Below are 14,433 nucleotides of genomic sequence, written 5' to 3' on the forward strand. Positions count from 1 at the left end.
TCAGGGGGATCTCATCATGACCGACCGGCACGCGGAGCTTGACGCCGCGCTCGAGCGCGTGATCGCGGCGGCCCGCGAGCACCTTGCCGCGGTCAAGGCCGCGGGCGGCCGGGCCGACGACGACGAGGTGTGGCGCGCCTACGTGGAGCTCAACAACGCCTCCAACAGCTACGACGAGCTGCTGCTCGACGAGTTCGGCGAGGTCACTCCGTGGGACGTCGAGGCGATCGACCCGGAGGAGGCCGACCGGCAGTTCGGCGTCGGGATCGTCGACGGGGCCGAGGCCGAGGACCCCCACCCGCGGGTGATCTCGGTGCGCCAGCGCCGCGACTACCGCATCCCGAGCGTCGGCGCCCTGCTCGCGGTGGCCGAGGCGGCCCGGCGCGCCAACCCGGGCGACGGCGACAGCGCCGCGGTCGAGACCGTCGGCGAGGCCGTCCTCGAGCTCATGCAGGCCGGCGACGGGTCGCTGGGGGCGCTGGACATTCCCGAGCTCGAGTCGCTCGACGGGGTGGTCATCGTGGCCGAGGTGGAGACGCCGCTCGACCCGGAGACCTACGAGGACAACGACGGCGCGGGGCCGTTCGCGCTGGCCGCGGGGGACCGGGTCGTCGACCGGCTCGACGAGCACGCCTTCGCCGAGCTGGACGACGACCTGACCGAGGACGACGACGCGGACGAGCCGTCGCAGAAGAGCACGACCGAGTAGACCCCGGCACGACGCCGACGGCGCCCCCGCGGCCTGCTTGCACCGCGGGGCCGCCGCGCCGCCCGGCCCCGGCTGTCGTCGCGCCGAGGGCTCCGGGGGATTCTCTGGGACGGTGCCGGGTGCGCCCGTGTCGGCGGTGGCGGCCGGGTTTCAGAGTCTGGCGCGGGGTGCGGGGCGGCAACCAGTTCCGCCCCGGCCCTGGCCCCGCTCACGTCGATGCTTCGGCGCGCAGAAGAGCCGGTGACCGTTGAGAGCCGCGGTCAACTGCCAGGGCATGGCTCGGGTTCGCCGGGGTGCGGACCGTCGCTCCCGCCAGACACCGCTCGGCGCTGCGCGCCGACGCTGCCAGGTCCGCGGATGGTCACCCCGCCCTTATCTGTGAGCCTGTCGGAGCCCGGGCGGACGCTGCCAGCTCCGCGGATGGCCAGGCCCGAGCCGCTTGCCAGCCCGTCGGCGCCGGACAGCAGGGGCGCGCGGGGGCCGGGGCGGGTCCTGCGGATGCGCCGGACAGCAGGGGTGCGCGGGGGCCGGGGCGGGTCCTGCGGATGCGCCGGACAGCAGGGGTGCGCGGGGGCCGGGGCGGGTCCTGCGGATGCGCCGGACAGCAAGGGTGCGGCGTGGGCCGCGGCCAAGAGGTCCGGGGGTCACGCCGGGCCGTGTGTCAGCGATAGTAGGGGTGCGGCGCGGGCGGGAGCCACGACGGCCACCAGGCCGGCTCGTGGCCGTCCGGGCAGCTCACCGCGTCGGTCAGTGGCAGGCCGGCCCAGAAGAAGAAGCCATAGGCCACCACGGCCAGGACCGCCAGCGCGAGCGCGGTCGTCGCGGCGGTCGTCACCGTCCGGCTGGGGGAGAGGCGGGACGGTAGCGGGGCACTGCCGGCGACGAGCGCCGTCTGCACGACCCAGAGCACGGGCATCGCGATGAAGACCAGGAAGGCGTTGTTCGCGCCCGCGTTGATGCCCACGTCGCAGGCGGCGTAGGCCCGGCTCACCACCGACATCTCGGCGTAGCTGGCGGCCGCGGCCAGAATGGCGGCCGAGAGGATCGTGCGGGCTCTCACCGCAAGGACAACAGGCGAACGGCTCGCCCCGCGACGCCCCGTGTGCCACCGTGCATCCGGCGACCATCCAGAGTGGACGGATGCCGGGCCGCGCCGGGTTGTCCTCCACACGGGCCGGCCGGCGGCGCGCGGGGCCTTGGAAGCGCCCGGGAGACCTGCGCACCCGGGACGGCGACGTCCGGCCGGCACCTCGGGGCCGGTCGACGCGGCAGGCGCAGGGGCGCGGCCGACGCGTGAGGGGCTCGCCGCCGGCCCGGCAGGTGGTGAAGGTGACGGCGTCGGCCACGTGGACCCCGAGCCGGCCGGCCGCGACCACCACGGGCACGGCCGGGGGACTGTAGGAGCACCGCGGCCTGACCGACACCCGCGGCTTCCGGCGGCACGGGGCCGTCGCGGTATCGGCGCGGCGACGGGCGGCGCGGCCCACGTGCTCGCCCGCAGCGAGACCGGCGGACCGCCGGAGCCAGGGCGGCGAGCAGACCGGCCGCCGCGCAGCGCCAGGAAGTAGCAGGGCCAGGAAGGGGACGACGTCACCGGCGACCGAGGCGGTGCAGGCGGCGAGCCGGCGCGGCACGACGGGGTCGCGGCGGGCCGCGGTGGTGCTCCTCGAGGGACCGTAGGCCGCGCACGCCAACGCCGCCACCGGGCGGGACGAGCTCCGGGGCTGACGCGGACCCGGAGTGCGTGGCACGTCCGGCGCGGTACCGCGGCCGTTCGGCGGTGCGACGCCGTCGGCAGGGCGCCTGACCCGAGGCTTCCGTCGATGCCTGTCCGCGCCGCCCGCCCATAGCGTTGGCGGATGGAACCGGTTGACCTGGACGAGCCCTCCGTCCGACGCCTGGACTCGCTGCGCACCCTGCGCCGACGCATCGACGAGCTTGACGGACGGCAGTCGGCGGTCGTGCTCGCGCTCGCCACCGCCGGGCGCCGGGTCTCCGCGGGTGAGCCGGCGGCCGGCGTGCTCGACGAGCCCACGCGGTGGTTCTCCGCGGTCGGGTCCTTGCTCGAAGATGTGGCGCGGCTGACGGCGACCGGGTGCGGCAGTCTGAGCTCGGCTCGCCTGGCGCTGGAGGACGCGGAGCAGGAACTCCTGGCGGCCGAGGCCCGCCGACGCGCCGAGGAGGCCCTCGCCGAGCGCCGCCGGGCGATCCTCGAGGAGGCCCGGCGTCAGCTCATCCAGCTCGGTGGCGACCCGGACGAGCTGATCGACCTCGCCGGCCTGACCGCCCCACTGTCCGGACCCACCCCGCCTCCACCGGCGATGCCCCCGCACGTGACGCCGCCGAGCCCACGGCTCCCGGCCGACACCACGGTGCCGATCTCCGAGCCGCAGATGGAACCGGAGCCCGCATCGGTCACGCCGGCCCCGGTGGACGCCGGCAGCGAGGCGGTCGAGCAACGGGCCGTCGAGCCTGTGCCCGGCGACGGCGAAGGCGAGGCCCACGCGCACTCGCACGACCCCGGCGTCTGGCCGGCCGTGATCGTGGATCTGCTCAACCAGGGCCGGGAGGATCTGGCCTGGCTGACCGCCGAGGCCGACCACCAGTCCCGGGTCCGCCAGCGGGTGCTCGCCTTCTTCGCCGCGGCGATGCGCTGCGACGCGGGCGGTCTCGAGGGAACACTGCCCGACCTGCTGCCCGAGGAGCTCCCGGAGGGCATGGACGAGGCCGGGGTTCTGCTCGCCGCGTGCCTGCGGTTCGGCCTCGACGCCGGCTACTCGCCCGTGGGCCTGCCGCGGCTGGTGGAGCGCGCCGACATCCAGCACCCGCCCCTCCGGACCGTCGTCGCGGTCGCGGTGGAGGCGGTCAACCACGGCGGACGGCGGACGTCCTCCGGCGAGGGCGGGTACGACGACCTGCTCAAACGCTGGGCTGCCCTGGCGCCGCAAGCTCAGGCGACGAAGGATCTGCTCAGCCGGGCCAACGTCGTGTTCCCGCGCGCCAGCAACGTGCTGCACTACCTGGTTCGCGACAACGAGCGGCTCGGACGAGCGCTGGTCGACCTCACGCAGCTCGCCGCCGCCGGTCCGTCGGCGGTGACGGGCGACGACCCGCGCCTCGACGGCCTCAAGGACGTCGCCTACCTCCTGGCCAACGCCGCGACCGTCAACGCGCTCATCACGGCGGCCGACCAGGCGCTGAGCTCGCCGCAGCAGCTGAAGCAGCCGATCCAGGCGAAGGCCCGGACACGCCTGCTGCAGTTCATCGACGAGGTCCGCGGGTTGCTGGTCGAGGCCCTCGCGGTCGCCGCGAAGCTGCGGCAGGCCCGCCGGCCGGAGGAACTGTTCGACACGGACGCGCTGCGCCGGGCGGCCGAGACCTACGTGCCACCACCGGCCCTGCACACGGTCGGGGAGACGGCGCTGCACCGCCTGGCGTTGTGGATCGGCCAGGAGCCCGGTACCGCGGGCACAAGCACCCTCCGGGAGGTCCGGCGCGAGGCGCTGCGGCTGGTGTACGAGATCGACCGCGACGCCGGCGGCGACCCGACCGAGCCGCTGCAGCCACATCACCTCGATGGTGCCCTGCACGGGCGGACGATCGAGGAGGCGGTCGGCGGGTTCCTCGACCGGGGCAACGTCCGCGCCGCGCGTGACCTGCTCGCAGGTGAGGAGTCCGAGGCCGTCGAGCGGCGCGCCGAGGCACTCGGCCGTGAGCACGTCACCGCGGTCAAGGCCGCCGACGTCGCGATCGCGAAACTGCGCTCGCTCGGCCTGGACCTCGAGGCGCGGTTCCTCGACAGTGAGCTCGACGATTGGCGCACCGCCCCGGTCGACCGCTACGACCTGGCCCGGGCGCCGCTCGCGGAGATCACGGAGCAGGCCGCCGACGCGCTGGCCAAGTACCGGGCGGAACTCGAGGCCCGGCTGGCCGGACTGCCCGCGCCGCAGGAGGAACTGGACCGGGTCCGGCGGGTGCTGGACCGCAACGACGAGGTGACGGCCGAGGAGTTCATCACCAACCTCAAGAGCGGCGTGCCGTTGCCGGAGGAGGTGGCCACCGGGCAGCGCAGCGACTTCGACGAGTTCTTTCCCGCCGTGGTGGAGCACGCCGCCGAGGCGGCCGCGAAGGCCGGCCCCCACGAACACCCGCAGGACGCGGCCCTGCAGAGCGTCATCGATCGCTTCGGGGGACACGGGCCGACCGTCGGCAGCCTCCGCGAGGGGCTCAGCGCGTGGAAGCAGCTGTACCACCTGTACTACGTCCGCAAACGGGAGCGCGGCGAGAAGGGTGAGATGCGGTTCCGCAACGCCCTCGCCGACGTGCTGCGGATGCTCGGGCTCAACCCGATCAGCCACAACAACTCGTTCCAGGACGTGACCGATGCCCCGCGGACCCGCATCGCGGCGTACGAGGTCCGGGCCCGGCCGCTGGACGGGTCGTACGTGCCGCAGCTCGGCACCCAGGCCAACGGCCGCTACACCGTCACCCTGGTCTTCGAGCGGTCCACCACCCCGGGCCGGCTGCTGGACCTGGTGCCCGAGCGGAGCCGAACGTCGGCGAACCTGATCCTGTACTTCGGCATCATGTCCGTCGAGCAGCGCCTGAGGCTGCGCCAGCACAGCATCCCGACGTCGGGCAAGGGCTCGCCCACGCTGGTCATCGACGAGGCGGTCATCGGCTGGCTCGCCACCCGGCAGGAGGCCGGGTTCCGGGCCACGCAGGAGGTGACGCTGCCGTTCACGTCGATCAACCCGTACACGCCGTTCGCGGGCGGTGACGTGCCCGGCGAGGTGTTCGTCGGCCGCGAACGGGAGCGGGAGGCCGTGGAGCGGGCGTCCGGGTCGATGTTCGTCTACGGCGGCCGGCAGCTGGGCAAGTCGGCGTTGCTGCGCCGGATCGAGAAGCTCTACACCGAGCCGGCGGTCGCGGGCCGCACCGGCCGCCGGGTCGCCCTCTATCTGGACCTGAAGTCCGAGTCGATCGGCGAGGGCCGCAAACCCGAAGAGCTGTGGAGCCTGCTGATCCGCCCGCTCAGCCAGCTCGGCGTGCTGCCGGGCAACCAGCACAACCTGCGACCCGACCGGGTGTCGCAGGGCATCGCCGAATGGCTGGACCGGGACGAGGCCAACAGCCTGTTGCTGCTGCTCGACGAGGCCGACATGTTCCTGGCGGCCGATGCCGTGGCGGACGAGAACGGCACCGGTCAGTTCCGCACGTTCCAGCGCCTCAAGAACCTCATGGAGCGGTACGGCCGCCGCTTCAAGCCGGTGTTCGCGGGCCTGCATCAGGTGCAGCGGTTCTACGACCTGTCCAACACCCCGGTCGCGCACGGCGGCGCCGACATTCTCATCGGCCCGCTCCGCCCGCTGGAGGTCCGGGAGCTCGTGGAACGGCCGATGCGGGCCATCGGCTACGACTTCGAGTCCGATGACCTGGTCTGGCGGATCGCGGCGCTGACCAACTACCAGGCGAGCCTGGTGCAGATCTTCTGCGAGGCACTGATCGACGACCTGCAGCGGCGTGCGGTGCGCCGGCCGGGCCGGGTGGTCATCACCAGTGACGACGTGGACGGCGTGTACGCCAACCGGGCCGTACGCGAGCTGATCGCGCAACGGTTCAGATGGACGATCAACCTCGACACCCGGTACCGCGTGATCGCGCTCGTCGTGACGGTGCTGAGCCTGGAGGACGGGCAACCCGGCAGCACGTTCTCCGTCGACGACCTGCGGACCTACTGCGCCGCGTCGTGGCCCACGGGGTTCGCCGAGGACGAGATGACCAGCCGCGACTTCGTGCGCTACCTCGACGAGATGGTCGGCCTCGGGGTCCTGCACCGCAACGGCGAGTTCTACGGCATCCGCTCGCCCAACGTCGTGGCGCTGCTCGGCACGCAGAAGACGCTGGACCAGGAACTCCGGGAGGCCTCGACGCACTTCGAGCTGCCGTACGAGTACAACCCCAACATGAGCCGGATGGTGATCGGCAAGGAGTGGGAGCGATCGCCGCTGACCGACGCCGACCTCGCCGACCTGATCGGGGAGAACGAGGACAAGTCGCACACCTTGTCACGCGTGCGCCGCGCCGGACGTCAGTACAAGGTCGCCGTGGTGTCCGGAACGACGGCGCTCGGCATCGGCCGGGTCGCCGCCGTGCTGGAGCGGATGGCGAGTCAGCAGCAGCTGCACCTCGTCCGCACTCCGCTGGCCGACCTGCACCGCCAGCTCGGCGGCGGCAAGGACCACCGCATCCTGCTCGTCGAGGCCGACCACCGGCCCGATACGAATCTTGCCGCGCTGATCGCCGAGACGGCCGACCTGATCCGGGACCGGGTCACCGTCCGGGTGATCATGGTGGTGCGGCTGCAGACCGCCGAGCCGCTGGCCGAGCCCACCGGCGAGGCCTTCCTGCATGTCCGGCTCGGCCGCTGGTCCGTGGACGCCCTGCGCGCCTGGCACGACTTTCCATTCGAGACGGTCGCGCTGCGCCGCACCGTGCACGAGCTGACGTCGGGCTGGCCGATGCTGCTGGAGCGCGCCGCCGAGCAGGTCAACAGCGGCCGCTCGACCGATGACGTCCTCAACGGGCTGCGGCACCCGTTCGCCACCCGGGAGCAGGCCCGCACGTTCCTCGACGACGTCGGTATCGACGAGCACCTCCGTCCGGTCGCCCGGGCGTGGGCGGAGAACAGCAGCGAGGCCGGCGATCGGCCGCGCATGGTGGCGTTCAGCCGGGCCGACCTCGATCCGATCCTCGGCGACGCCGGCGTCTTCCTGGACCGGATGAAACTCCTCGACGTCGCCCAGTCGACGGAGTCGGGCTGGATTCTCGATTCGGTGGTCGCCGAAGCCCTGGCCGCGGCGGCCTGAGATGGACGGATCGGTGTGGCGCCTGCCGGGCCCGGATCGGCTGGTCACGCAGGTGACCGAGGAGGTTCAGCGGGGGCGGCACGTCGCCGTCGTCCTGCCGTCCCAGCGAGCCGCGGAGCCGTCGTTCGTCGAGGGACTGCTGAGCGCGATCGTGCGCAACCTGTACGTGGCCGGCGAGGAACCGCGGCGCCCGGCCCCGTTCGAACCCGGCCTGACCCCGCTGCGCTGGCTCGCGCGATGCCTGGTGTTCGGCGACGATCTGCCCGTGGTCGTCGGGGACCTGCTCGACCACGAGGACGCCGCGGCCCGCACCGCGGTGCTGGACTGCACCGGCCCGGACGCTCCCGCCGCGGCCGCCGTCGCCGACCTGCTGACGCGCCTGACGCTCGCGTCCCGGCCGCGGCCCGCGGCTCGGCGGCCCCGGGTGGTGGCCGTGGGCACCCGCGACATCCTGCCGTCGCTCGGCGTCGAGGCCGCCGACGTCACCTTCGAGGCGGTGTGGTGGTGGGGCCGGCTGACCCGCTGGGACGTCGCCGGCAGGCTCGCCCCGATCGCCGACGGGCACGGGGGCGGGGGCATCCTGCGCGACGTGCGCCTGGAGACCATCGTCGAGATCGCCCGCTGGGATCTCGACCTGGCCCAGTATCTGGTCCGGGCGTGGGACGGCGACCCGCACACCCTGGTCGCGACGATCAAGGACGGCGAGTTCGCCGCGCCGCCGGCGCCGCCGGACTCCGCCGTGCTCCTGGCGGCGGGCGCCGGATTCCCGCACGGCGACGCGGGCCGGCTCTGGGACGACGGCCACCTCGAGCTGTGGCAGAACGAGCCGTGCCCGAGCCCGCACGCGCAGGCCGCGGTGCCGTCCGTGGTCGAGCACGGCGTGTGGGCGGCCCAGTCGCGGGTTCTCCTGCCGTGGATCGAGGCGAAACGGCAGGTGCTGGTGCGCGCGCTGGTCGAGCGTTTCGGTGCGGCGAGGGTCGACACCGCCGCCGGGCGGACACCCGGCGATCCGGCCCCGATCGAGGTCGGCCAGCTGTTCTTCGTCGTCCGGGAGCTGCCGACCGCCGACGAGCAGGTCTGGCGCGAGGCGAGCCGCCGGCTGAAGGCCGCCCGCAACCGGCTGGCCCACCTGCAGATCCTCGGCCTCGACGACCAGGCCCGGCTCATCGCCTCCTGCGCCCGGCTGGCCTGAAGGTCAGGCCCGGGGCGGGAAGGCTCACGCGCTCGCGAGCTTGGGGCCGGGCGTACCCTGCGCAGGAGCAGGGTGGCGGCGACAATGTCACGTTCCGTCGCGCGAATGCGGAACGCCGGCGTTCAACTACGTGCTGAGCCCCGGGAGCGTGCTGCTGGTGACGCGGCGGCGGAGCATCACCTGGCGGGAGCCGTCCGGGTAGAGCCGGACCCGCGCCAGCTCCCAGCCGCCGTACTCGGCCTGGATCGTCAGCTGTGCGTTAGCGGTCATCCGGTCGACATTCGACGGCAACCGCAGCGGCACGTACTCGTAGTCCATGCACCGATACTGCTACGCGGCAATGCGCTGCACCAGCCCCTGCGCCCCGGTGCCGTCCGACCCGGCGACGGCCAGCGCCCCCGAGGCCGGGTCGACGGCAAGCGCCAGCGGCAGCCGTACCGTCGGATGCCGCCCGACCTCCCGCGGCGTCCCACCGCCGAGGTGCAAGCCCACCACCTCGTTACGCGCCGTGAGCGTCACCCAGAGCACACCCCGGATCCCGTCGTACGCGGCCGCCCACGCCCCGCCCTTCACCGGGTAGCGCTGGCGCAGGATCAGCGGCCCGGTGTCGAAGACCAGCAGCTCCCCGTCGCGCGCGTCGATCACCGCGAACCGCCCGCCGCCGACGGCCGCGACCGTCACGGCCCCGTCCCCGGCCCGCAGCGCCTCCTGCCGCGCGCCGGTCGCGGCGTCGAACACGGTGATCGAGGACTCCGACGTGTCGAGCACGGCGATGCGGGAGCCGTCCGCGGCCAGGGCGGCGGGGCGCCCGCCGGTGCCGATGGTGCGCAGCACCGCCCCGTCGGCCGAGAGGATGATCACATCGCCGCGGTCGGGCAGCGCGACGGCGGTCCAGTCGGCGTCGCGGGGCACGGCGATCGCCCCGCCCGGGGCCGGCAGCGCCCACGTCGCCCCGCCCGGCAGGTTGTGCACCGCGGACCCGGCGACCACGCGGAATCCGCCGGCGACGCTCACCACGCCCCGGGGCGGTCCGGCGATCGGGGATCGGGCGGCCTCAGGCAGTACAAATGCGGCGTTTTCGGAAATCGCGGCCACCGTCGCGCCGATCGCGACCCCGGTCGGGCGCTCGGGCACCGGCATCGTCGTCCCGGCAGGGCTCGCCGACGGCGCGGGGGCCCAGGTCGGGGTCGGCATCGTGGCGTCGGGGTGGCTGACGGGCGCGCCGGTGTCACACGCGGTGAGCAGCAGCACGCCGGCCAGGGTCAGCAGTCGGCGCAGCATGGTCCGACCAGGGTATGCGCCGCGTCTACGTCTGCCGCTCGGGGTAGCCGGAGGTGGGCGCCGACACGTCGTCGAGCGCGGCCCGGATCTCCCGCGGCAGCACGATCTCCTCGGTCTGCAGCGCCCCGAGCAGCTGCCCCACCGTGCGCGCGCCGAGCACCGGCGCGACCACGCCCGGCCGGTCCCGCACCCACGCCAGGGCCACCTCCAGCGGCGACACGCCGAGGCCGCCCGCCGCGGTCGCGACCGCCTCGACGATCCCGGCGCAGCGGTCGTCGAGATACGGCGCCACGAACCGCTCGAAGTGCGGCGACGCGGCCCGCGAGTCGGCCGGCACGCCGGTGCGGTACTTGCCGGTCAGCACCCCGCGGCCCAGCGGCGACCAGGGCAGGATGCCGATGCCCAGCGCCGTGCACGCCGGGATGACCTCGCGCTCGATGCCCCGCTCCAGCAGCGAGTACTCCACCTGCGTGGAGACCAGCGGCGCCCGCCCCGGCCACGCCCCCTGCCAGGTCGCGGCCCGGGCGGTCTGCCAGCCGGAGAAGTTCGACACGCCGGCGTAGCGGGCCCGGCCGCTGCTCACCGCCGTGTCGATCGCCGAGAGGGTCTCCTCCAGCGGCGTGTCGGGGTCGTACCCGTGCACCTGCCACAGATCCACGTGGTCGGTCCCGAGCCGCTGCAGGGACGTGTCGAGGGCGCTCAGCAGGTGGCCGCGGGAGCCGTCGCGCCGGCGGGTCATCCCCGGGCGCAGGCCCGCCTTGGTCGCGATGACCAGCTCATCGCGCGGTACCAGCCGGCCGACCAGGGCACCGATGACCGACTCGGCCTCGCCGTCGGCGTAGACGTCCGCGGTGTCCAGCAGCGTCCCGCCGGCGTCGCGGAACGTCTTGAGCTGGGCCGCCGCGTCGTCGGCGTCGGTGTCACGGCCCCATGTCATCGTGCCGAGGGCCAGCCGGGATACCGCCAGCCCGCTACGGCCGAGCGGTCGCTGTTGCATGCATGGAACGATACGGCCGGATGGCGCCAACGTAGCGGAGGCCGGGCCTGGCCGCGGCACAGGCTACCCTGGTGCCGCACCGTGCAGGGTCGCACGGGGGACCTGCGGGAGGCAGTTGTGCGGCTTGCGTTGAACCTCGGTTACCTGTCGTCATGGAACGACCCGGCCGGTCATCTGGCCATCGCCCAGGAGGCCGACCGGCTCGGTTTCTCCTGCGTATGGGTGGCGGAGGCCTACGGTTCCGACGCGCCGAGCATGCTCGCGTGGATCGCCGGGCAGACCGAGCGGATCGAGCTGGGCTCCGCCGTCTTCCAGATTCCGGCCCGCACCCCGGCCATGACGGCAATGACCGCCGCCACGATCGACAAGCTCTCCGGCGGCCGGTTCCGCCTCGGTCTCGGCGTGTCGGGCCCCCAGGTCTCCGAGGGCTGGCACGGCGTGCGCTTCGCCAAGCCGCTCAAGCGCACCCGCGAATACGTCGACATCGTCAACCTGGCCCTGACCCGCAAGCTCGTCGACTACGACGGCGAGTTCTACACGCTGCCGCTGCCCGACGGCCCCGGCAAGGCGCTCAAGCTCATCCTGCACCCCGTCCGCGACCACGTGCCGGTCTACCTCGCCGCCGTCGGCCCCAAGAACCTCGAGCTGACCGGCGAGATCGCCGACGGCTGGCTGGCCATCTTCTTCTCCCCGGAATACGCGAGCGAGTCGCTGGGCTCGATCGCCGCGGGCCGGGCCAAGGCCGGCAAGACGATGGACGGCTTCGAGGTGGCGGCATCGGTACCGGTGGTCTTCGGCGACGACATCGCCATGTGCGCCGAGCTCGTGCGCCCCTACGCGGCCCTCTACGTCGGCGGCATGGGCTCGCGGGAGCAGAACTTCTACAACGCCCTCGCCACCCGCATGGGCTACGGCGAGGCGGCCAAGGAGATCCAGGACCTCTATCTCGCCAAGCGCCACCGGGACGCGGCCGCCGCCGTACCGTTGGAGTTCATCGACCGCACCTCGCTGCTCGGGCCCGTCGAGCGCGTCGCGGAGCGGCTGCAGGCGTATCAGGAGGCCGGGGTGACGGAGATCTCCACGATCGTGTTCGGCGACGCCGACTACTCCATCGGCGTCATCCGCCAGCTCGCCGAGGCGTGGGAGCGGGCGGGGCTGAGCTCGTGACCACCGTCCTGCTGCTGCGCCACGGCCGGACCACGACCAACGCGACCGGCGTCCTCGCCGGGCACCAGCCCGTCGCGCTGGACGAGGTCGGCCGGGCCCAGGCCGTCGCCGTCGGCGAGCGCCTCGCCGCGGCCAAGCTCCCCCTCGCCGCCGTCGTCAGCAGCCCGCTGCCGCGCTGCCGCGAGACCCTGTCCCTCGCCCTGCCCGACGTGACCGACGTCGTCGAGGACGAGGGCATCATCGAGTGCCGGTACGGCGACTGGACCGGCCGCCCCCTCAAGGAGCTGGCCAAGGAGCCGCTGTGGGCGACGGTGCAGGCCCACCCCTCCGCCGCCGTCTTCCCCGGTCCCGACGCGGAGTCGATGGCCGCCATGTCGGCCCGGGCGATCGCCGCGGTCCGCTCCTGGGACGCCCGCATAGCCGCCTCGCACGGCCCGGAGGCCGTCTGGCTGGCCTGCAGCCACGGCGACATCATCAAGGCGATCGCGGCCGACGCGCTCGGCATGCACCTGGACCTGTTCCAGCGCCTCGCGGTCGAGCCCGCGTCCGTGACCGTCATCCGGTACACCCCGCTGCGCTCCTTCGTCCTGCGCCTCAACGACACCGGCGGCGATCTGTCCGGGTTCCAGCCCCCGGAGAAGACGGAGGGCGAGCCGTCCTCGGATGCCGCGGTCGGGGGCGGTTCGGGCGGTTCGGTGTGATCTTGTGCCCGCCTGCGGCGGTTGCCGCCACGACTGGATAGAGTTCTCACCATGAGCGGTTCGCGGCGAGACGGAGAGGCCGCTCATCATGCGCATTGATTCAGCTCAGGCTGGCGCCGGAGCGAAGCGGAGGTGACAGCATGAGCCACCACGTGCATGCATTCGAGCCGCCGGAGCGGTTCGTTGCCGGCACCGTCGGTGCGCCGGGGGAGCGGACCTTCTTCCTGCAGGCCCGCGGCGGCGGCCGGCTGATCAGCGTCGCCCTGGAGAAGGTGCAGGTCTCCCTGCTGGCCGAGAAGCTCGAGGAGCTGCTGCAGGAGGCCCACCGCCGCTTCGGCGTGGACCTCGCCGCGGAATCGGTCGTGGAGACCGCCGACAACGAGCCCCTCGACACCCCGCTGGACGAGGAGTTCCGCGTCGGCACCCTCGGCCTGCAGTTCGACGTCGACAGCGCCACGGTCATCATCGAGGCGATCGCGGTCGGCGACGAGGAGACCGAGGAGCCCGGCGATGACGAGGAGGAGGAGCTCGCCACCGCCGACCGGGACCGCCTGCGGGTCCGGCTGACACCGGCGGCCACGAAGGCGTTCATCGAGCGGGCCAAGCGCGTCGTCGCCTCCGGCCGCCCGCCGTGCCCGCTGTGCGGCCAGCCCCTCGACGCCCGCGGGCACCTCTGCCCGCGGCACAACGGCTACCGCCGGTAGCCGGCGTGCCGGCCCTGCCCGAGGACGAGGCGCTCGAGCTGCTGCGCCACGGCGAGCTGGAGCTCGAGGGGCGGCTCATGGACGCCTCCAACGCCACCCTGCGCTGCGTCATCACCCTGGGTGACACCGTGGCCCGGTGCGTCTACAAGCCGGTCAGCGGCGAGCGCCCGCTGTGGGACTTCCCCGACGGCACCCTCGCCGGCCGGGAGTACTCGGCCTGGCTGCTCTCCGAGGCGACCGGCTGGGGCATCGTCCCGCCGACCCTGCTGCGCGACGGCCCGCTCGGCCCGGGCATGTGCCAGCTCTGGATCGACGAGGACCGGCAGAGCGACGACCTGCTCCTCGGGTTCGTGCCCGCGAACAAGGTCCCGAAGGACTGGCGCCGGATCATGTCGGCCCGCGACGAGCGCGGCCGCCCCTTCGTCCTCGCCCACGCCGACGACCCGCGGCTGGCCCGCATCGCGCTCTTCGACGCGGTCGCGAACAACGCCGACCGCAAGGGCGGCCACGTGATCGACACCCTGGACGGCAAGGTCCACGGCGTCGACCACGGCATCTGCTTCCACACCGAGGACAAGCTGCGCACGATCATCTGGGGCTGGGCCGGCGAGCCGATCCCGGACGAGGGGATCGAGGTGCTGGAGAAGCTGCGGGCGCAGTACTCCGCGGGCCTCGCCGAGACGTTCGCGGAGCACCTGACGCCGGCCGAGGTGGCCATGATCTGGGTGCGCATCGACGCGCTGCTGCGGGCCCGCACGTTCCCGTCGCCGGACGAGGACCGCCACGCGATTCCCTGGCCGCCCATCTAGCCCT

11 protein-coding genes are annotated in these 14,433 nt (G+C 73.7%); 7 read left to right on the forward strand and 4 right to left on the reverse strand.

The window, feature by feature from the left end; genetic code table 11:
• The first annotated feature begins 16 nt into the window (after window positions 1–16).
• Window positions 17–709: a hypothetical protein gene (locus tag ACQP2P_RS16650; protein WP_433617057.1), complete on the forward strand. Its 693-nt coding sequence runs from the start codon at window positions 17–19 to the stop codon at window positions 707–709.
• 661 nt (window positions 710–1,370) lie between these two features.
• On the opposite strand, the gene ACQP2P_RS16655 is transcribed toward ACQP2P_RS16650, so the two are convergent.
• Window positions 1,371–1,769, reverse strand: coding sequence for a hypothetical protein (locus ACQP2P_RS16655; RefSeq protein WP_433617059.1), 399 nt, complete (start codon window positions 1,767–1,769; stop codon window positions 1,371–1,373).
• Between the two features lie 799 nt (window positions 1,770–2,568).
• Between ACQP2P_RS16655 and ACQP2P_RS16660 the strand changes: the two genes are divergently transcribed.
• Entirely contained in the window at window positions 2,569–7,578 is a 5,010-nt protein-coding gene (locus ACQP2P_RS16660) for a hypothetical protein (RefSeq protein ID WP_433617061.1), read from the forward strand.
• Window positions 7,579–7,591: 13 nt separating this feature from the next.
• On the forward strand, window positions 7,592–8,770 hold the full coding sequence (locus ACQP2P_RS16665) for a hypothetical protein (RefSeq protein WP_433617063.1): 1,179 nt from the start codon (window positions 7,592–7,594) through the stop codon (window positions 8,768–8,770).
• A 126-nt stretch (window positions 8,771–8,896) separates the two neighbouring features.
• On the opposite strand, the gene ACQP2P_RS16670 is transcribed toward ACQP2P_RS16665, so the two are convergent.
• From ACQP2P_RS16670 to ACQP2P_RS16680, 3 genes are read right to left on the reverse strand one after another with little or no spacing between them, the layout of a single operon-like run.
• Entirely contained in the window at window positions 8,897–9,088 is a 192-nt protein-coding gene (locus ACQP2P_RS16670) for a DUF5703 family protein (protein ID WP_433617065.1), read from the reverse strand.
• Window positions 9,089–9,100: 12 nt separating this feature from the next.
• A complete protein-coding gene (locus ACQP2P_RS16675) occupies window positions 9,101–10,051 on the reverse strand; it encodes a YncE family protein (RefSeq protein WP_433617067.1) in 951 nt (316 codons plus the stop codon).
• A gap of 25 nt (window positions 10,052–10,076) precedes the next feature.
• Window positions 10,077–11,048, reverse strand: a complete 972-nt coding sequence (locus tag ACQP2P_RS16680; protein WP_433617068.1) for an aldo/keto reductase — start codon at window positions 11,046–11,048, stop codon at window positions 10,077–10,079.
• Between the two features lie 117 nt (window positions 11,049–11,165).
• On the opposite strand from ACQP2P_RS16680, the gene ACQP2P_RS16685 reads away from it, so the two are divergent.
• The 4 genes from ACQP2P_RS16685 to ACQP2P_RS16700 all read left to right on the forward strand — a co-directional run bounded on the left by ACQP2P_RS16685 (window position 11,166) and on the right by ACQP2P_RS16700 (window position 14,429).
• Window positions 11,166–12,215: an LLM class F420-dependent oxidoreductase gene (locus tag ACQP2P_RS16685; RefSeq protein WP_433617070.1), complete on the forward strand. Its 1,050-nt coding sequence runs from the start codon at window positions 11,166–11,168 to the stop codon at window positions 12,213–12,215.
• On the forward strand, window positions 12,212–12,916 hold the full coding sequence (locus ACQP2P_RS16690) for an MSMEG_4193 family putative phosphomutase (RefSeq protein ID WP_433076539.1): 705 nt from the start codon (window positions 12,212–12,214) through the stop codon (window positions 12,914–12,916). Before ACQP2P_RS16685 ends, ACQP2P_RS16690 begins: the two co-directional genes overlap by 4 nt.
• A gap of 140 nt (window positions 12,917–13,056) precedes the next feature.
• On the forward strand, window positions 13,057–13,620 hold the full coding sequence (locus tag ACQP2P_RS16695) for a DUF3090 domain-containing protein (RefSeq protein ID WP_433617073.1): 564 nt from the start codon (window positions 13,057–13,059) through the stop codon (window positions 13,618–13,620).
• Window positions 13,621–13,697: 77 nt separating this feature from the next.
• Window positions 13,698–14,429 (forward strand): SCO1664 family protein, encoded by a 732-nt coding sequence (locus tag ACQP2P_RS16700; RefSeq protein ID WP_433619154.1) that lies wholly within the window; start codon window positions 13,698–13,700, stop codon window positions 14,427–14,429.
• Window positions 14,430–14,433: the final 4 nt, after the last annotated feature.

It is taken from the genome of Dactylosporangium sp. CA-139114 (genome assembly GCF_050955725.1).
Classification (GTDB): domain Bacteria; phylum Actinomycetota; class Actinomycetes; order Mycobacteriales; family Micromonosporaceae; genus Dactylosporangium.